Source organism: Sphingomonas sp. IBVSS2, from assembly GCF_002127225.1.
In the GTDB taxonomy this organism is placed as follows: domain Bacteria; phylum Pseudomonadota; class Alphaproteobacteria; order Sphingomonadales; family Sphingomonadaceae; genus Sphingomonas.
This window is the reverse complement of sequence record NZ_NFUR01000002.1, coordinates 203,872-220,880: the sequence shown is the minus strand read 5'-3', so window position 1 is coordinate 220,880 and position 17,009 is coordinate 203,872. Positions and strand designations below refer to the sequence as shown.

Annotated in this window: 21 protein-coding genes; 4 read left to right on the top strand and 17 right to left on the bottom strand. The window is 68.2% G+C overall.

Annotated features, from left to right (window positions below; genetic code table 11):
• Window positions 1–43 precede the first annotated feature (43 nt).
• The 15 genes from CAP40_RS07235 to CAP40_RS07165 form a co-directional block, all read right to left on the bottom strand.
• Window positions 44–1,654, bottom strand: coding sequence for a M56 family metallopeptidase (locus tag CAP40_RS07235; protein ID WP_086128725.1), 1,611 nt, complete (start codon window positions 1,652–1,654; stop codon window positions 44–46).
• A complete protein-coding gene (locus CAP40_RS07230; RefSeq protein ID WP_086128724.1) occupies window positions 1,651–2,019 on the bottom strand; it encodes a BlaI/MecI/CopY family transcriptional regulator in 369 nt (122 codons plus the stop codon). Before CAP40_RS07230 ends, CAP40_RS07235 begins: the two co-directional genes overlap by 4 nt.
• 413 nt (window positions 2,020–2,432) lie before the next feature.
• On the bottom strand, window positions 2,433–2,768 hold the full coding sequence (grxD, locus tag CAP40_RS07225) for a Grx4 family monothiol glutaredoxin (protein WP_086128723.1): 336 nt from the start codon (window positions 2,766–2,768) through the stop codon (window positions 2,433–2,435).
• Between the two features lie 5 nt (window positions 2,769–2,773).
• Window positions 2,774–3,013 carry a BolA family protein gene (locus CAP40_RS07220; protein WP_086128722.1) on the bottom strand — a complete coding sequence of 80 codons (240 nt, stop codon included), beginning with the start codon at window positions 3,011–3,013 and terminating at the stop codon, window positions 2,774–2,776.
• Window positions 3,013–3,336 (bottom strand): DUF1476 domain-containing protein, encoded by a 324-nt coding sequence (locus CAP40_RS07215; RefSeq protein WP_086128721.1) that lies wholly within the window; start codon window positions 3,334–3,336, stop codon window positions 3,013–3,015. Before CAP40_RS07215 ends, CAP40_RS07220 begins: the two co-directional genes overlap by 1 nt.
• A gap of 195 nt (window positions 3,337–3,531) precedes the next feature.
• On the bottom strand, window positions 3,532–4,527 hold the full coding sequence (locus tag CAP40_RS07210; RefSeq protein ID WP_179187963.1) for an NADPH:quinone oxidoreductase family protein: 996 nt from the start codon (window positions 4,525–4,527) through the stop codon (window positions 3,532–3,534).
• Complete coding sequence (gene leuD, locus CAP40_RS07205) at window positions 4,490–5,119, bottom strand: 3-isopropylmalate dehydratase small subunit (protein WP_086128719.1); 630 nt, start codon at window positions 5,117–5,119, stop codon at window positions 4,490–4,492. Before leuD ends, CAP40_RS07210 begins: the two co-directional genes overlap by 38 nt.
• Before the next feature lie 146 nt (window positions 5,120–5,265).
• On the bottom strand, window positions 5,266–6,708 hold the full coding sequence (leuC, locus tag CAP40_RS07200; RefSeq protein ID WP_086128718.1) for a 3-isopropylmalate dehydratase large subunit: 1,443 nt from the start codon (window positions 6,706–6,708) through the stop codon (window positions 5,266–5,268).
• Between the two features lie 77 nt (window positions 6,709–6,785).
• Window positions 6,786–7,622 carry a cytochrome c gene (locus tag CAP40_RS07195; protein WP_086128717.1) on the bottom strand — a complete coding sequence of 279 codons (837 nt, stop codon included), beginning with the start codon at window positions 7,620–7,622 and terminating at the stop codon, window positions 6,786–6,788.
• Window positions 7,623–7,705: 83 nt separating this feature from the next.
• A complete protein-coding gene (locus CAP40_RS07190; RefSeq protein ID WP_086128716.1) occupies window positions 7,706–8,668 on the bottom strand; it encodes an NAD(P)-dependent oxidoreductase in 963 nt (320 codons plus the stop codon).
• A 20-nt stretch (window positions 8,669–8,688) separates the two neighbouring features.
• Window positions 8,689–8,907 carry a hypothetical protein gene (locus CAP40_RS07185; protein WP_144034261.1) on the bottom strand — a complete coding sequence of 73 codons (219 nt, stop codon included), beginning with the start codon at window positions 8,905–8,907 and terminating at the stop codon, window positions 8,689–8,691.
• 185 nt (window positions 8,908–9,092) lie between these two features.
• Entirely contained in the window at window positions 9,093–9,776 is a 684-nt protein-coding gene (locus CAP40_RS07180; protein WP_086128714.1) for a hypothetical protein, read from the bottom strand.
• Window positions 9,777–9,854: 78 nt separating this feature from the next.
• The gene (locus CAP40_RS07175) at window positions 9,855–10,505 is read right to left on the bottom strand and encodes a 3-oxoacid CoA-transferase subunit B (protein WP_086128713.1); all 651 of its coding nucleotides are present in this window, start codon (window positions 10,503–10,505) and stop codon (window positions 9,855–9,857) included.
• The gene (locus tag CAP40_RS07170) at window positions 10,505–11,569 is read right to left on the bottom strand and encodes an HAD family acid phosphatase (RefSeq protein WP_256924061.1); all 1,065 of its coding nucleotides are present in this window, start codon (window positions 11,567–11,569) and stop codon (window positions 10,505–10,507) included. The genes CAP40_RS07175 and CAP40_RS07170 overlap by 1 nt, the downstream gene beginning before the upstream one ends.
• Window positions 11,566–12,285: a CoA transferase subunit A gene (locus CAP40_RS07165; RefSeq protein ID WP_086128712.1), complete on the bottom strand. Its 720-nt coding sequence runs from the start codon at window positions 12,283–12,285 to the stop codon at window positions 11,566–11,568. Before CAP40_RS07165 ends, CAP40_RS07170 begins: the two co-directional genes overlap by 4 nt.
• 280 nt (window positions 12,286–12,565) lie before the next feature.
• Here CAP40_RS07165 and CAP40_RS07160 point away from each other — a divergent pair, with 280 nt between their 5' ends.
• Window positions 12,566–13,102 carry an outer membrane protein gene (locus CAP40_RS07160; protein ID WP_086128711.1) on the top strand — a complete coding sequence of 179 codons (537 nt, stop codon included), beginning with the start codon at window positions 12,566–12,568 and terminating at the stop codon, window positions 13,100–13,102.
• An 81-nt stretch (window positions 13,103–13,183) separates the two neighbouring features.
• Window positions 13,184–13,462 carry a DUF1294 domain-containing protein gene (locus tag CAP40_RS07155; RefSeq protein ID WP_086128710.1) on the top strand — a complete coding sequence of 93 codons (279 nt, stop codon included), beginning with the start codon at window positions 13,184–13,186 and terminating at the stop codon, window positions 13,460–13,462.
• Between the two features lie 4 nt (window positions 13,463–13,466).
• Here the strand turns inward: CAP40_RS07155 and CAP40_RS07150 are convergent, their stop codons facing one another.
• Window positions 13,467–14,213, bottom strand: a complete 747-nt coding sequence (locus tag CAP40_RS07150; RefSeq protein ID WP_086128709.1) for a glutathione S-transferase family protein — start codon at window positions 14,211–14,213, stop codon at window positions 13,467–13,469.
• Window positions 14,214–14,260: 47 nt separating this feature from the next.
• Between CAP40_RS07150 and CAP40_RS07145 the strand changes: the two genes are divergently transcribed.
• Window positions 14,261–15,913, top strand: a complete 1,653-nt coding sequence (locus CAP40_RS07145; protein WP_086128708.1) for a thiamine pyrophosphate-binding protein — start codon at window positions 14,261–14,263, stop codon at window positions 15,911–15,913.
• A gap of 72 nt (window positions 15,914–15,985) precedes the next feature.
• On the top strand, window positions 15,986–16,225 hold the full coding sequence (locus tag CAP40_RS07140; RefSeq protein ID WP_086128707.1) for a hypothetical protein: 240 nt from the start codon (window positions 15,986–15,988) through the stop codon (window positions 16,223–16,225).
• Between the two features lie 75 nt (window positions 16,226–16,300).
• Here the strand turns inward: CAP40_RS07140 and CAP40_RS07135 are convergent, their stop codons facing one another.
• Complete coding sequence (locus tag CAP40_RS07135; protein WP_086128706.1) at window positions 16,301–16,987, bottom strand: ankyrin repeat domain-containing protein; 687 nt, start codon at window positions 16,985–16,987, stop codon at window positions 16,301–16,303.
• Window positions 16,988–17,009: the final 22 nt, after the last annotated feature.

The window sequence follows — 17,009 nt, the reverse complement described above, 5'->3', positions numbered from 1 at the left end:
GCTCGTGAAAGGGGCTTTTTGACGAACGCCCTTCCCCTCCATGTCACTTGTCGTCGGCGGCGCTCTTCTCGACTTCGGCGATCGCCTCATCGATGCCCTTCAGCGCCTTGGCGCGCTGCTCGGCACTGAGATCGGACTGGCTCTCGATCGAGCGCCGGGCCATGCGTAGGCCCATCATCGCGCTGCGCATGCCCATCCGCTTGGCGTCGATCGCCGCCCTTTCGGCATTGATCGTGATCCGCTCGATCCGGTTGGAGCAGACGATCATCACCTTCTTGCCGTCCCGCTCGAACTTCTCGACGACCGGCTTGCCGTCCGCTGTGTCGGTGCACTTGCCGTTCCGGACCTCGGGCACGCTGGCGCGGAGCGCGTCGAGATCGGGCAGCTTGGTCTCGGACGCGCTGCCATCGGCATGCACCATCACGATCTTGGTGACGCGCTTGCCGTCCTTCTTGTCCTTGCCGTCGCCATCGTCGCTATAGCTGTAGACATAGCGCCGGGCCTTGGCCGGAGCCTCGGGCGCTTCCGGCGCGGCGGCGGGCGCCCGCGGGGCGGCCGGCTCGGCGGCAACCGGCGGTGCGGGCGGCGCGGGCACGTCCTGGTCCAGCTTCACGCCGGTGACGGTCTCCACCTTCGCCTTGATCTGCTCGGCGGCCTGCGTTCCCGAGGCAGTGAGGCCGAGCGCGGCGAGGCCGAGCGCGCCGGTGCCGATCAGGCCGGTGGCGAGGCGGACGGGGGTGTTCTTGTGGGTCTTCGAAAGCATGCGTAGCCTCCCTTTGACTTCGTTGATCGTGTGCAAGTGACATGCCGCCGAGACCGCACCCCCATGCGCGGACTTGACGATCGCACGGCCATAGGCATGGCGCAGTGCCTGGGCGCGGCCGGCGAGCACCAGGGCGTCGCAGGCCATTTCCTGGTCGGCACGGAAGGCGCGGAAGGCCCTCCAGGCGACCGGATTGAACCAGTGGATGGCGAGGACGAACAGCGCGACCCAGTTCGCGATCAGATCCCCGCGGACATGGTGGCCAAGCTCATGGGCCAGCGCGAGATCGCGCTCCTGCTCGTCATAGCGCTCGGTGAAGTCGCACGGAAAGGCGACGTATTTGCGCAGCACGCCAAAGGCGAGCGGGCCGTGCACCGCGTCCGTCTCGATCACGCGCACCTTGCCCTGCGCCACGGTGCGATCGACGCGGGCGGCCTTGAGCAGGCGCGCGCAGTGGCGGCGATGAGCGATCAGATGCCAGCCGAGAAAGGCCAGCGCGCCGATCGCCCACAAGCCGATGCCGAGGATCAGCAGGCTGGGCCCGCTCGCGCCATAAGTTGGCGCGACCAGCGCCGCGGTGGCGGGATGGCTGCCGGCGCCGATCTCGACGATCGTCACTGCGCTCTTGTCGATCCCGGTGGGCAGCGCCTCAGGCTTGATCACGCCGGTGACGATCCCCGGCACGTCCGCCTCGCGGACGAAGGGTGCGATCAGGCTGGTGAGCTGCCAGTCGCCCGGCAGCGGCGGCAGCAGCATCCGGATCACCGGGATCGCCCACAGCGCATAAGCCATTTGCGGCCCGAACGCGCGGCGGACGGGCGCGCGGACGGCGAGCACCAGCAGCATCAGCAGCGTGGTGGCGACGAAGGTCTCGATGAGCCAGCCGGTCATTGCTTGAGCTCCTTCAGCAGCGCCTCGATCTCGGCGATGTCCTGATCGGTGAGTTCGTCGCGCTCGGCGAGATGCGCGACCAGCGGCGTGAGCCTGCCGCCGAACAGGCGGTCCATCAGCTTGCGCGATTCCCCGGCGACATAGTCGCCGCGCACCACCAGCGGGCGATAGAGATAGCGCCGCCCCTCTTCCTGATGCGCGATGATGTTCTTGGCGAGCAGGCGGCCGAGCAGGGTCTTGACCGTGTTGGCGCTCCAGCCGCGCTCGGCGGGCACGCGCTCGGCCACTTCCTGGGCAGTGAGCGGCGACTCTTCCCACAGCACTTCCATCACGGCGTGCTCGGCGTCGCTGATCCGTTCCGTCATCGGGTCCCTCTTTCGCTCGACTACTGTTGTAATCGTTACGATTACGTCTGTAGTCAAGCGGGTGAACGCCGGCTGAACGAATTCTGTCGGATTTTTGATGTGCCCTTCGCCCCGGGGGCGGGAAACTGTCGGAACGGCTTACAGCTGCGCGATAGGGTTAAAAGCCGATAACCAGCATGAGGCGCGGAAAACCGTGGTCCACGCGAACTGGCACGAGGGCTGCAGGGTATAAGGCACCCCAAGCGTTCAACGCTTCATTTCAGGGTGGGTCGACCGCTACTTTCCCCGGTCTCGCGTCGACCCACCCGACCCGGGGTCCACCGAAAGCCGATATCGAATAGGGCGCGCTCGCCCCATGAGTCGGCATCCCCGCTTTCGCGGGGATGCGAGAGCAGGGATTGCGGGGGCTGTGGTTATGCGGAAGCCGCTCCGGCACCCTTGTCGGCCAGCAGTTCGCCCAGCTCGCCGCTCTCGAACATCTCCATCATGATGTCCGAGCCGCCCACGAACTCGCCCTTCACATAGAGCTGCGGGATGGTCGGCCAGTCGGAGAATTCCTTGATTCCCTGGCGAATGCCCTGGTCCTGGAGCACGTCGACGCTCTCGAACTCGGCGCCGAGATGATTGAGGATCGCCACCGCGCGGCTGGAGAAGCCGCATTGCGGGAAGAGCGGGCTGCCCTTCATGAACAGCAGCACCTTGTTGCTGTCGACCAGCGCCTTGATGCGCGCCTGGGTATCGTCGGTCACTTCACTTACTCCTCGAGCGGCGCTTCGGTGGTGAGCTGGAGCGCGTGGAGCACGCCGCCCATGCGCCCGCCGAGCGCGGCATAGACCGCCTGGTGCTGGCGCACCCGCGGCATGCCCTTGAACATCGGCGCGACCACGCGCGCCGCATAATGATCGCCGTCTCCGGCGAGATCGGTAATCTCGACCCGGGCATCGGGGATGCCGGCCTTGATCAGGTCCTCGATCTCGGCGGCGGCCATCGGCATCAGACTTCGCCCATCAGCTGGCGGCGCGCCTCGACCGCCTGCTCCTCGAGCGCGCGGCGCACGGTGGCGTCATCGGTCTCGATGCCGGCGGCGAGCAGGTCGCCGAGCAGCTTGCGGATCACGTCCTCGTCGCCTGCTTCCTCGAAATCGGCTTGGACGACCGCCTTGGCATAGGCGTCGGTCTCTTCCGGGGTCAGCTTCATCTGCGCGGCCGCCCACTGGCCGACCAGCCGGTTGCGGCGCGCGGTGACGCGGAAGGCCATGTCCTCGTCGCGCGCGAACTTCGCCTCGAATGCCTTTTCGCGATCGTCGAACGTGGTCATTGCAATCCCCTAACTGGCGTTTGGTGCGGAGATAGGGGGGCGATGGGCATAGGGCAAGCCGGCCTTCTCCCCTCCCTGGAAGGGAGGGGTCGGGGTTGGTGGATATACGCGATACGGCGAGAGCGGGCTTCGAACCCGGCAGTATCGCCAGGCCTACACCCACCCCCAGCCCCTCCCTTCCAGGGAGGGGAGCGCCTAGATCGTCACCACGACCTTCCCGATCACTTGGCGCGCGGCCATCTTGGCGATCGCCTTGCCGCCATCGGCGAGCGCGAAGGTTTCGGTGACCCTGGGCGAAATCCGGCCTTCGGACCAGAGCCGGAAGAGCTGGCCGACATGCGCCGCATTGGCCTTGGGATCGCGCGCCGCGAAGGCACCCCAGAACACGCCGCACACGTCGCAGCTCTTGAGCAGCGTCAGGTTGAGCGGCAGCCGGGGGATGCCGGCGGGGAAGCCGACCACCAGGTAACGCCCTTCCCAGGCGATCGCGCGCAACGCCGGCTCGCAATAATCGCCGCCCACCGGATCGTAGATCACATCGGCGCCCTGCGGGCCCAGCACCGCCTTGAACTGCTCGGCCAGCGCCTTGGACTGGTCCTTGTCGAACGGCGCCCGGCCATAGACGATCGCCTCGTCCGCGCCCGCCGCCCGGGCTGCCGCGGCCTTCTCCTCCGAGGAGACCGCCGCCACCACGCGCGCGCCGAACGCCTTGCCGAGTTCCACCGCGGCAAGGCCCACGCCGCCCGCCGCGCCCAGCACCAGCAGATTGTGCCCCTCGCGCAGCTGCCCGCGATCGAGCAGCGCGTGGATCGTCGTCGCATAGGTGAGCAGCAGCGCGGCGCCCTCCTCGAAGCTGCGGCCCTCGGGCAGGCGGAACAATCGCACCGCCTCGATCGCCAGCTTGCTCGACAGCCCGCCATGGCCGGTCACTGCGATCACCCGGTCGCCCACCGCCCAGTCGGTCACGCCGTCGCCCACGCTTTCGATCACGCCGGCGATCTCGCCGCCCGGCGCGAAGGGGCGCGGCGGCTTGAACTGGTATTTGTCCTCGATGATCAGGAAGTCGGGATAGTTGATCGCACAGGCCTTCACCGCGACCACGACCTGCCCCCTGCCCGCGACCGGATCGGGAAGATCCTCCTGGATTAGAGTATCAGGTCCGCCCGGTTGCTTCGAGAGCAATGCCTTCATTCGCCGTCTCCACCGCGAGCCAGGGGCGATCCTTCGCCATCCCGGCTTCGAATTTCGAAATCGCGGTATCTTGTGCCAGCGTCATGCCGATCTCGTCCAGCCCCTCCATGAGGCATTGGCGGCGGAACGGGTCGAGATCGAAGGCGAAGCGATCCTGGAAGGGCGTGGTGACGGTCATCGTCTCCAGGTCGATCGTGACCTCGTCGGTCCTGGCGACTTCGACCAGCCGGTCCACCGCTTCCTGCGGCAGCACCACCGGCACGATGCCGTTCTTGAAGGCATTGCCCGAGAAGATATCGGAGAAGCTCGGCGCGATCACGGCCTTGATCCCAAGGTCGGCGAGCGCCCAGGCGGCATGCTCGCGGCTCGATCCGCAGCCGAAATTGTCGCCGGCGACGAGCACGGGCGCACCGGCATAGCGCTGGTCGTCGAAGACATTGCCCGGCTGCGCGCGCACGCTCTCGAAGGCGCCCTTGCCCAGCCCCTCGCGCGTGGTGGTCTTCAGCCAGTGCGCCGGAATGATGATGTCGGTGTCGATATTGCTCGCGCCCCACGGATAGGCGCGCCCCTCGACCTTGCGAACGGCTTCCACGCTACACAACCTCCCCAATCAGCGGGTGGCCGTGATCTCCGCCCGGGCCTCGACCGCCTTGCCCGTGGCCGCATAGGCCGCGGCAAGGCCGCTCAGTACCGTACCCGCAATCAACGCGACTAGCGCCCGCTTCATAGAACATCCCCTTACGCATCCTCCGACATCAGCTCCCTGACATCGGTGAGGCGCCCCCGGATCGCCGCTGCCGCCGCCATTGCGGGTGAAAGCAGGTGCGTCCGCGCCCCCGGACCCTGCCTCCCTACGAAATTACGGTTCGAGGTGGAAGCACAACGTTCGCCGCTGGGAACCTTGTCGGGGTTCATCGCGAGACACATCGAGCAGCCCGGCTCGCGCCATTCGAACCCGGCCTCGCGGAAGATGCGGTCCAGCCCCTCCGCCTCGGCCTGGCGCTTGACCAGGCCGGAGCCCGGCACGATCAGCGCCTGGCGGATGCGATCGGCGACGTGATGGCCCTTCACCACCGCCGCGGCGGCGCGCAGGTCCTCGATCCGGCTGTTGGTGCACGAGCCGATGAAGACATGCTCGATGGGAACGTCCTCCATCCGCGTGCCCGGGATCAGCCCCATATAGTCGAGCGACTTCTGCGCCGCGGCGCGCTTGGCGGGATCCGCGAAGCTCTCCGGATCGGGCACGGCGCCGGTGATCGGCACCACGTCCTCCGGGCTGGTGCCCCAGGTGAGCGAGGGCGCGATGTCGCTGGCCTGCAGCACCACGCTCTTGTCGTACGCGGCGCCGGCATCGGTCGGCAGCGTCTTCCAATAGGCGACCGCGCGCTCCCACGCCGCGCCCGCCGGTGCCATCGGGCGGCCCTTGAGATAGGCATAGGTCGTCTCGTCGGGCGCGATCAGACCCGAGCGGGCGCCGCCCTCGATAGACATGTTCGAGACGGTCAGCCGCCCCTCGATCGACATGCTGCGGATCACGTCGCCGGTGAACTCGATGACATAGCCGGTGCCGCCGGCCGCGCCGATCCGGCCGATGATCGCCAGCACCACGTCCTTGGGGCTCACGCCGAAGCCAAGCGTGCCGTCGACGCGGATCTCGAGCGTCCTGGACTGTTTCAGCAGCAGGGTCTGCGTGGCGAGGACATGCTCGACCTCGCTGGTGCCGATGCCGAAGGCCAGGGCGCCCAGCGCGCCATGCGCCGACGTATGGCTGTCGCCGCACACCAGCGTGGCGCCGGGCAGGGTGAAGCCCTGTTCCGGACCGATCACGTGCACGATGCCCTGCCGCGCGTCGAGCGCGTCGATATAGGGCACGCCGAACTCCGCCACGTTCGCGCGCAATGCGGCGAGCTGGCCAGCGCTCGCCGGATCGGCGATCGGCAGCATCTGCCCCGCGGCATCCGCGCGCGGCGTGGTCGGCAGGTTATGGTCCGGGACCGCGAGCGTCAGGTCCGGGCGGCGCACCGGCCGCCCCGCCGCGCGCAGGCCGGCAAAGGCCTGGGGGCTGGTCACCTCATGGACGAGGTGGCGGTCGATATAGATCAGGCAGGTTCCATCGTCCCGGCGCTCGACCACATGGTCGGCCCAGATCTTCTCGTAAAGGGTACGCGGCTGAGCGGTCATGCGGGCGCTTTAGTCGATTCTTGCGCACAGGCAAGCGTTCTTGCAATTTTCCATCGCATAATTGAACTATTCTCCGGTCAGCGACCCAGCCGCGCCGCCTCGCCCCTGAGATAGGCATGGAGCGCCGCGATCTCCATGTCGCTGAGCGCATGGGTCGCCTCCCGGGCGATGGCCGACATGCGCCCGCCACGGCGCCCATGCATCCCCGCTCCGGTGCGCGACAGCCTGCGGAAAGCCGCGGGGTCATAGCCGGCGGCCTTGGGCGCCAGCGCGGGGGCGACCGACCCGTCGCCCAGCCCATGGTCGTCGCCCAGCCGGTGGCATGCGGCGCAGGTGGTGTCGTAGACATAGCGGCCAATCTCGGGCGGGCGATGCGCCGGGGCGAGCCGGATGGTGCGATGGCTTTCCTCGAAGCCGCCGGTCAGCATGCCCAGGCGCGGCAACGGGCCGTAGCGGGTCTCCGCCCGCGAATCCGCCGCGCCGGGCTTCAGCGTGCGCAGCCAGGCAATGATCCGGCCGAGATCCTCGTCGGCCCAGCTGCGCAGCGCCTGGGTAGGCATGAGGAAGAGCGCGCCGCCGTCGCGCTTCACGCCGTAGCGGATCAGCCGGACGAGCTCGGCGTCCGAATAGCCCGCGAGCTTGCGGGCCAGGGCCGGCGGCGCGATCGTGCCGGTCAGCCGGTCGCTGGCCCAGACGCGCCCCTCGCCGTTCCGGCCATGGCAGCCCCGGCAGCCCGCCAGCGTGGCGAGCCGGCCGCCCTCCGCCACCGCGGCCGGATCGCGGGGAATGGCGATCCTGTCGTCCGGCGCGGCGTGGCCGCGCTCGATGATCCATTCGGAACCGACGAAGAGCCCGGCCGCCAGCACGATCGCGATCGCCACCAGGGCCTCGAACAGCTTCACCACGTTTCGCATCGGATTCCCCCCGGATTCCCGGGCGCGATCCAGAGCCTAGTTTCGTTACACCGCCGCGACGAAGCCCGCCCGCCCCACCCGGGTCACGCAGCGCCCGCCGGCTCCTTCGGCGAGACATAGGCCGGATCATGGGCGAAGGGCAGCTGCCGCCCCGCCCGCAGCGCATCCAGGACTTCGGCGAACCCGGTCTCGCACCGGAAGCCGAGACGGCGCTCGGCGCGGGCGGCGTCATAGACGCGGCCGATGCTCGTGGGGAGTTCCCAGCCCCGGGCCCGGTACAGCGCCGGCGCATCCGGGAAATAGCGCGCGATGACGGCGCCCGCATCGGCCTTGAGCGCGGTGCGGTCCGCGCGCGCAAAGGGCGTCGGCGCGGAGACGATGAAGACATCGAAGCCGATCTCCGGGGCCCTTTCGAGTGCTTGCAGATGGGCCCGCGCGGCATCCTCTGCCGTCAGCCGGCGATGCAGCAGCTCGTTCGCCTTCATGTTCTCGCCGGAAAGCCCGCGATGGGTGTCGTCCTCTTCCGGGAAGAAGCGGCTGGTGCGCAGCACGACGCAATTGAGCCCGTCGTTCAGCCAGGCCAGCCGGCAGAGCTGCTCGGCGGCAAGCTTGGTGACTCCATAGATGTTGCGGGGTTCGATCGGACCCGAATCCTCGTCGAGCCAGGTCGCCGCGCCCCCGGCCTCGTCGCGGATCGCCTGGCTGATCATCAGCGAGGTAGTGGAGGTGAAGACGAACCGGTCGTGCCCGGCCCTGGCCGCCGCCTCGAGCAGGTTGAGCGTGCCGGTGACGTTGACGTCGACGAACGCCTGGGCCGGATAGCGCGCGATGTCGGGCTTGTGCAGCGCGCCGCCATGGATCACCGCTTCGATCCCGCGCTCGGCAAAGACCCGGTCGACCAATGCGCGATCGGCGACCGATCCGATCACATCGGTGTCCGCGCCCGGCGCAATGTCGAGCCCGGTCACCGCATGCCCTTCCGCGCGAAGCAGGGGCGCGAGAAAACGGCCGAGCCAGCCGGACGATCCTGTCAAGAGAATGTGCATGCGGGCTCGATAGACGAGTGTCAGCTCCGCTGCCAGTCCGACACGAGATAGCGGCACGACGGCGCGGTCCAATGCGTGGAGAAATGCGATGCGCCCGCCTCGCGGCCATGGACGGCACGGCCGAGGGCGCGCGCCCGCTCCGCCTCGACCGCGACATCGCCATGCTCCAGCCCGGTCGACAGATCCACAGCGGCAAAAAAACAGATCAGCCCGGTCAGGCCGCAGACCATCCTACGCATGCACAAACCCCGTTACGCCCGTGCGCCGATATCCCGGCACACCCTCTCCGGCAGGTTGCAGCAGTGCGACCTTGATGCTGCGGCGAGCTCCCATGCATCGGAAGGGCGGGCCGCGCCGCAATGTTGCGACGAATCCGGACATGCCGGCGACCATGCCGCACGCATGCGCGTCGAAAGTGGTGAAATCAGGCCAGGCTGGGAACGGCGGAAGCCCGGGCCTCCGCAGGTTCGCGCGCATCCGCCCATTCGGTGCGGCGCTTCACGCCGGGATTGAGGAACAGCACCGGCAGCTTGAGGAACAGCAGCTCGGAATGGATGAACCCGTCGATCGCCCGCTCCCACCAGCGCGGGTCGCGCTTGCCGTTCGCCTTGAGCCAGCCGTCATAGGGTGCCCAGTGGCTCGGCTCGTCCTTCTCGATGACCCGGAAGATCTTCATCAGCACCTTGTCGTGCCGCACCAGCGGATGCCGGAGCAGCACGTCGACCTGCTTGTAGCCGCGCTGTTCGGTGAGGGAGATCACCCGGCACAGCTTCTCGAACTGCGCGTCGTCGTCGATCACCGCCTGGGTATCGAGCTCGTCGATCGTGCGGCGGAACATGATCTCGACGAACCGGTCGATGTGCCCGCAGGTCCGGTCGACCTGCAGCGGCATCTTGCCCTGCAACTCGAACCAGCGCTTGAACATCACATAATGCTTGCGCTCGTCGGCCCGATGCTTCTCGATCGCGGCGATCAGCCCATGGTCGTCGGGCGCCCGCGCCTTAACTGCTTCGAGCACCCGGTCGATGCTCGTGTACCCACGATGCTCGTTATAGATATAGATCGAGCCGAGCAGGTCGAGATAGCGGCGGCGGAACCATGCTAGCATCCAGGAATGCTACGCTTTTGTTTCCGCCCCCGCCAGCCGGACGAAGATTAATTCGCGGTCATGTGGCCATGCCGCCACTCAAGCGGCGACAAGGGCCACTTCGTACTTTGCCGTCGTCTTCTCCGCGACTTCCGCTTCGGTGACGCCCGGCGCCAGCTCGACCAGGCGGAAGGGCGAATCATGGTCCGCCCGCTGGAACACCGCCAGGTCGGTGATGATCATGTCGACCACATTCTTGCCGGTGAGCGGCAGTTCGCAGCTCGGCACGAACTTGGGATCGCCGTTCTTGGAATTGTGCTCCATCACCACGATGATCTTCTTCACGCCCGCGACCAGGTCCATCGCGCCGCCCATGCCCTTGATCATCTTGCCGGGGATCATCCAGTTGGCGATGTCGCCGGTCTCGCTGATCTCCATCGCGCCCAGCACCGTCAGGTCGATATGGCCGCCGCGGATCATCGCGAAGCTCTGCTCCGATCCGAAATAGACCGACTGGGGCAGCTCGCTGATCGTCTGCTTGCCGGCATTGATCAGGTCGGGATCGACTTCGTCGTCAAAGGGGAACGGCCCGATGCCGAGCATGCCGTTCTCCGACTGGAGCGTGACCTCGACGCCGTCGGGAATATGGTTCGCCACCAGCGTGGGGATGCCGATCCCCAGATTGACGTAGAAGCCGTCGCGCAGCTCCTTCGCGGCGCGCGCCGCCATCTCATCGCGGGTCCAGGCCATTATTTCTTCTCCTCGGCCGGATCGGCCCATTGCTTGTCCTTGGGGAACACATCGTCCATCCCGCCCTTCAGGCCGCTGCCATAGACAGGGTTGGGCAGGATGAACCAGCCATGCCCCCAGAGCGGCGCGATCAGCGTGTTGGCGGTGGTGTTGCGGCGCGCGGGGACCGACAGCTCCTTGGCGTTGAACAGGTCGCTGAAGTCGCCAAGCTGGTCGCCGCCCATCGCGACGATGCAATAGCGCTCGGCGATCTTCCAGCGCCGCTCGTCCTTGCCGCCCGGCGCGGCGTCGTCGCGCAGGATCAGCGTGTCGCCGAGCGTCACCGGCCCCAGCCCGGCATGGTCCAGCGCCTGGATCGTGAAGGCCGCGGTGCTCGCCGAGCGATTGCTGTTGTAGATCACGGTGATGCCGTCGCCGCGGATCGCCGCGATCGTCTCGGCGGCGCCGGGCACCGCTTCCACCTTGCCGGCTCCGGTCTCCTCCCAGCGCGTCCAGCGGCCCTGGTTATAGCCGGGCCCGCGCCGGGCGGCATCGCTCTCGAAGCCCAGGTTGAGCAGCACCGTCTCGTCCACGTCGAACACCACGGCGAGCGGGCGTTTGCCGCACGTCTCGAACCGGGGCGAAGTCAGCGTCGAATCGCGCGTCATCACGACCGAGGTGACCTGGCTCTTGTCGCGGCGGAAGCGCAGCTCGCCATGGACATAGTTCCACAGCGCCGCATAGGCCTGCAGGCTGAGCGCCGAAGCCTCGCCCGAGCCGTAGAGGAACTGCATCTCCGGCGGCACGCCGCCGGGCGTTGGCGGGGGGGCCGGGGCAGCCGGCACGCCGCCCGGCGGCGGCAGCGCGGTCAGGTTGGTGAGCTGGACCTTCCTGCCGTCCTCGGTCTCGAAGACCTGGCCCGGCTGCGGCGCCGGCCGCTCGGCCCTGCTCTTCTTGCGTTTGTGATCCTGCGAGGTCTTGATCACGCCCGCCGCGGCGCCGAGGGGCACCGCCGCCGCGGCGATGCAACCCGAAAGGCCGCTCGCGGCGAGCGCAAGGCCCGCGATCGCGCAGACGCGGTTCACGCGGCCCCCAGGGTCTCTGGACGCGGTCGGGTGGTCCGGAACTCGATCTTCTTGTCATAGGGCGCGCCGACGATCATGCGCTTCACATAGATGCCCGGCAGATGGATCTGGTCGGGATCGAGGCTGCCCACCGGCACCACTTCCTCCACCTCGGCGACGCAGACGCGCCCCGCCGTCGCCATCGGCTGGTTGAAATTGCGCGCGGTCTTGCGGAAGATCAGGTTGCCCGCCTCGTCGGCCTTCCAGCCCTTGATGATCGACAGGTCGCTGCGGATGCCGCGCTCGAGGATATATTCCTCGCCGTCGAACAACTTCACTTCCTTGCCCTCGGCCACCTGCGTGCCGACGCCGGTCCTGGTGTAGAAGCCCGGGATGCCGGCCCCGCCCGCGCGGCAGCGCTCGGCCAGCGTGCCCTGGGGACAGAATTCCACCTCGAGCTCGCCCGACAGATATTGCCGCTCGAACTCCTTGTTCTCGCCGACATAGGACGAGATCATCTTCTTCACCTGGCGCGTGCGCAGCAGCTTGCCCAGCCCCTCGCCGTCGATGCCGGCATTGTTCGAGGCGATGGTGAGGTCCCGGGTCCCGGCATCGCGGATCGCGTCGATCAGCCGCTCGGGAATGCCGCACAGGCCGAAACCGCCCGCGCAGATCGTCATGCCGTCGAACAGCAGCCCTTCCAGCGCTGCCGTGGCGTTGGGGTAGAGCTTCTTCATCCGCGATTCTCTCCTGACTTCGCCGGGGGCGATAGTCCGGCGCGGAAGGTCCGGTCAAGCGAACCTGAATCAGCTTTCAACTTCGCTGCACCGCAGCAACGGACCGAACCGCCCGCGATCCAAGCTGAACAGGAGATGATCGGAACCGGTGGTGTGGCACAAAGGCAACACGGCAGGATTGTAATTAAATTGCCATATTGCACTGCGGAATCGGAGGCCTACGTAGAGGCCCGGATGGCCATCCGAACCTGAGTATCAAAGTCCAAAGGTAGGAAAAGAAATGCGAATTCTCGCAACGACCGCGCTCGCCCTCGTGGCGGCCACCGCAACCCCCGCCCTCGCGCAGGATGGCGCCTTCCAGGGTCCGCGCGCCGAAGTGATCGGCGGCTGGGACCGCGTGAACGGCGATGGCGACGGCAAGTCGGGTTTCGTCTATGGCGGCGCCATCGGCTATGACCTGCAGCGCGGCAAGGCCGTGTTCGGCGTCGACGCCGAAGTGACCGGCTCGACCACCAAGGCCACTGAAGCCGGCGTCACCGTGAAGGCCGGCCGTGACCTGTATGCGGGCGTCCGCGCCGGTGTCGCCGTCTCGCCGACCACCCTGGTCTACGCCAAGGGCGGCTACACCAACGGCCGCATCACCGGCGAGACCGGCAACGTCCGCGTCTCCGACAATCTCGACGGCTTCCGCCTGGGTGCCGGCGTCGAGCACGCGTTCGGCCAGCGCCTCTATGGCAAGGTCGAGTATCGCTACTCGAACTACAGCCAGGACGTAGAGCGCCACCAGGTGCTCGCGGGCCTCGGCGTCCGCTTCTGATCTTCCGATCCGAGCAGGAAGGGGCCGCGCGGGCGACTGCGCGGCCCTTTTCCGTTTTCGGTTCCGCTGCGATAGCGCGGCATGCTCGCAGCCCTTCTCACATGGATCGTCGGCGTGAACCTGTGGACGGTGCTGCGCTTCCGGCAGGACAAGCGGCGCGCGGCGGCCGGCCTGCGCCGCATTCCGGAGGCCCATCTGCTCCGGCTCGCGCTGCTGGGCGGCACGCCGGGCGCATTCGCCGCGCGGCGGCTGTTCCGCCACAAGACGCGGAAACAGCCCTTCTCCACCCGGCTCCTGCTGATCGCCGCCGCGCAACTGGCCGTCGCGATCGCTCTCCTCGCCCTTTGGCTACGGAAATGAGCGCCTAGGGCCCGTCCCCCAACATGATCGAGCGGTGCGGCTCGCGCCCGCCATAGCTTTGCTCGGCCACCCGGGCCCCCGCCGCGCGCAGCGCGTCCGGCCGATCCGGCGAGCGCACGCCGACGATCGCGGCTTCGAACTTCATCGTCCCCGCAAAGGCCGGCACCGCCCGCACCCGCTCCAGCCAGCCCGCCGTGCGCGGCCAGCGCGCCGCGTCGATCTCGAACCCGGCGAGCGAGGCGTTGCGGAAGAAGCACGCATAAGTGAAGTCCGCGGTGCAGACATGGTCGAACAGGAACCCGTCCGCCGGCGCCCGCGCCTCGATCCAGTCGAGCGCTTCGGGCAGGTCACGCGCCGTCACCTGCGCGATCAGGGCATGATCGGGCTCGCGCTTCCACACATAGGGAACGATCGTCTTCTGGTAGAAGAGCCGCCAGATGATCAGGTCGCCCAGCCGGCTGTCGGCATATTCCTCCATCCAGCGCGCCTTTGCCCGATCGGCCGCGCCCCGGGGCATCAGCGGCGGCTCGGGCCAGCGCTCGTCGACATATTCCGCGATCACGGTCGAATCGTTGAGCACCAGTTCGCCGTCGATCAGCACCGGGATGCGGCGCAGGGGGCTCACCCGCGTGAACGCGTCGGTGCCGTAGAAGGGCACGATCGGGTCCATCTCATAGTCGACGCCCTTGTGATCCAGGGCGACGAATACCTTGCGGGCATAGGGCGACACATGATTGCCAATGATCAGCATGGCGCCAGGGGTTACGCTTCCCGCCCCGGCCGGTCTAGAGTTGGGCCATGACCGCGAAACGAACCGGGGGCCGGATCCTCGTCGACAACCTGGTCGCGCAAGGCTGCGACCGCATCTTCCACGTGCCGGGCGAGAGCTTCCTCGCCGTGCTGGACGCGCTGCACGACGTGCCCGCGATCGACGTGGTCACTTGTCGCCAGGAGGGCGGCGTCGGCTTCATGGCCTGTGCCGATGGCGCGATGACCGGCCGGCCCGGCATCGCCTTCGTCACGCGCGGGCCCGGCGCGACCAACGCCTCGATCGGCGTGCACGTCGCCATGCAGGATTCGCAGCCGATGATCCTGTTCGTCGGCGATGTCGACCGCGGCATGCGCGACCGCGAAGGCTTTCAGGAAATCGACCTGCCCGCGATGTTCGCCCCGCTCGCCAAATGGGCGACGCGGATCGAGGACGCGCGCCGCATCCCGGAATATGTCGCCCGCGCCTGGGCCGTGGCCACTTCCGGCCGGCCGGGCCCGGTGGTGATCGCGCTGCCGGAGGACATGCTGTGCGACGAGGTCGAGGCGCTGGACCGCCCCGCCCTCGCCCCGCCGCTCCAGTCGCCCGATTTCGTCGAGGTCGACATGCTCTACGACGAATTGCGCAAGGCGAAGCGCCCGGTCGCGATCGTCGGCGGCGGCGGCTGGGACGGCGAAACCGGCGAGGAATTCGCCAGGTTCGCCGAGCGGATCGGCCTGCCCGTGGCAGGCGCCTTCCGCCGGCAGGACGCGATCCCGAACAGCTCCCCCGCCTGGGCCGGCAATCTCGGCTATGGCCCGAACCCGAAGCTGGTCCAGCGGATCAAGGAGGCCGACCTGCTGCTCGTCGTCGGCGCCCGCCTCGGCGAGGCGACGACCGACGGCTATGCCCTGATCACGCCCGACCATCCGGGCCAGACGCTGGTCCATGTCCATCCCGATCCCAACGAACTCAACCGCGTCTATCTGGCCGACCTGCCGATCTGCGCCCGCCCCTTCGAGTTCGCGGCGACGCTGGCGGCCGACGAAGAGGTCGAGCTGCCGCGCTTCGATGCCGAGGCCGCGCACGCCGACTGGACCGAATGGTCCACCCCCAGGCCGCGCGACGGCGTCGCCCTCGACCTGGGCCAATGCGTCGCGGCGATGCGCGCGGCAATGCCGGCGGATACGATCATCTGCAACGGCGCCGGCAATTTCTCGAGCTGGTGGCACCGCTACTGGCCCTATGGCCCCCAGCCCTCGCAGCTTGCCCCCACCGCCGGCGCGATGGGCTATGGCGTGCCCGCCGCGGTCGCCGCCGCGCTGCGCTTCCCGGAGCGTGCGGTGGTCGCGCTCGCGGGGGATGGCGACTTCCTGATGAACGGCCAGGAACTCGCCACCGCCGTCCAGCACGACGCCGATCTGATCGTCCTCCTGGTCGACAATGCGGCCTATGGCACGATCCGCATGCACCAGGAGCGCGAATATCCCGCGCGCCTTTCGGGCACGACGCTGCGGAACCCGGATTTCGCCGCGCTCGCCCGCGCCTATGGCGGCTGGGCCGAGACGGTGGAGACGACCGCGCAGTTCGCGCCCGCGCTGGACCGCGCCCTCGCGCAGCCCGGCCTGCGCCTGCTCCATCTCAAGACCGATATCGAGTTCATCACCCCGGGGCTCACCGTCTCGGGCCTCAGGAGCAAATAATCCCGCCGGCCCACGGCCTTGGCCGGTCCGCCCCCGCTATAATGCGGGCAGGGAAAGCGAAGAGGCGAGTATATGGGCTGGCGGCACCTGCACGTCGGGCAGAAGGGCGACAATCTGACCATCCAGAGCCGTCGGGTCTGGCAGGAGGAATGGCGCTGGATCAACGGCGAGACCGTGCGCCTGCCCGATCCGCTGGTGCCGGTGGACATACTCTCGCACATGATCTGCGAGATCGGGCCGAGGACGCGCCCGGTGCGCTTCGCCGCGCACAAGCTGCAGAGCGATCTCTGGTCGTTCTACGTTCCGGACTGAGCGGCGGGCTCCCCGGGGCCATATCGGCATCCAGGATTCCTCCCCCTTGGGGGGGGGAAGGAATGCGCAGGCCGATCAGCCGGTCGCCAGCGCTTCCGCGATCTCCCACCAGGCCGGATCGCGCTTCCGCCCCAATATCGCGGCCGCGGTGCGCCCCTCCTCGTCGGCAATGTCCCCGCGCGCACCGGCGCGGACGAACATGGCGAAATGCTCCGCCGCGCTGCCCTTCTTCAGCATCAGGTGCAGCGCGGTGCGGCCCTTCCCGTCCCGCGCATCGGGATTGGCGCCGCCGATCAGCAATTCCTCCGCCGGCCCGAACCGGCTCCAGCCCACCGCCCCCAGCAGCGGCGTCTCGCCGCGGCCCGCCCCTTCCTCGATGTCCGCGCCGTGCGCGAGCAGCAGGCGGATCGTCGCGCGATCCTCGTTCCAGGCGGCGGCGAACAGGCAATGATTGGGGTCGGAGCCTGCCTCCAGCAGATGTTCGGCGAGCGGGCGATTGGCGCCGTGCGCCACCGCGAACCACAAGGGCGTGGCACGCCATTCGCCTTCGGTGAAGGCGGCATCGTCGATACCCAGGCCGAGCCCGAGCAGCAGCTCGGCCATGGCGATGCCGGTGCCGGGCGTCGCGCAGGCGAGGTGCAGCCAGTTCCGCCCGCGTTCGTCGCGATGGCCGAGCAGGTCCGGCCTGGCCGCCAGCCCTTCGCGCACCTCCTCGATGCGATGCCGGCGGACGCTCTCGGTGAGGCTGGTCTTCGAAACCATGCCGCATCCTATCCCCGAATCC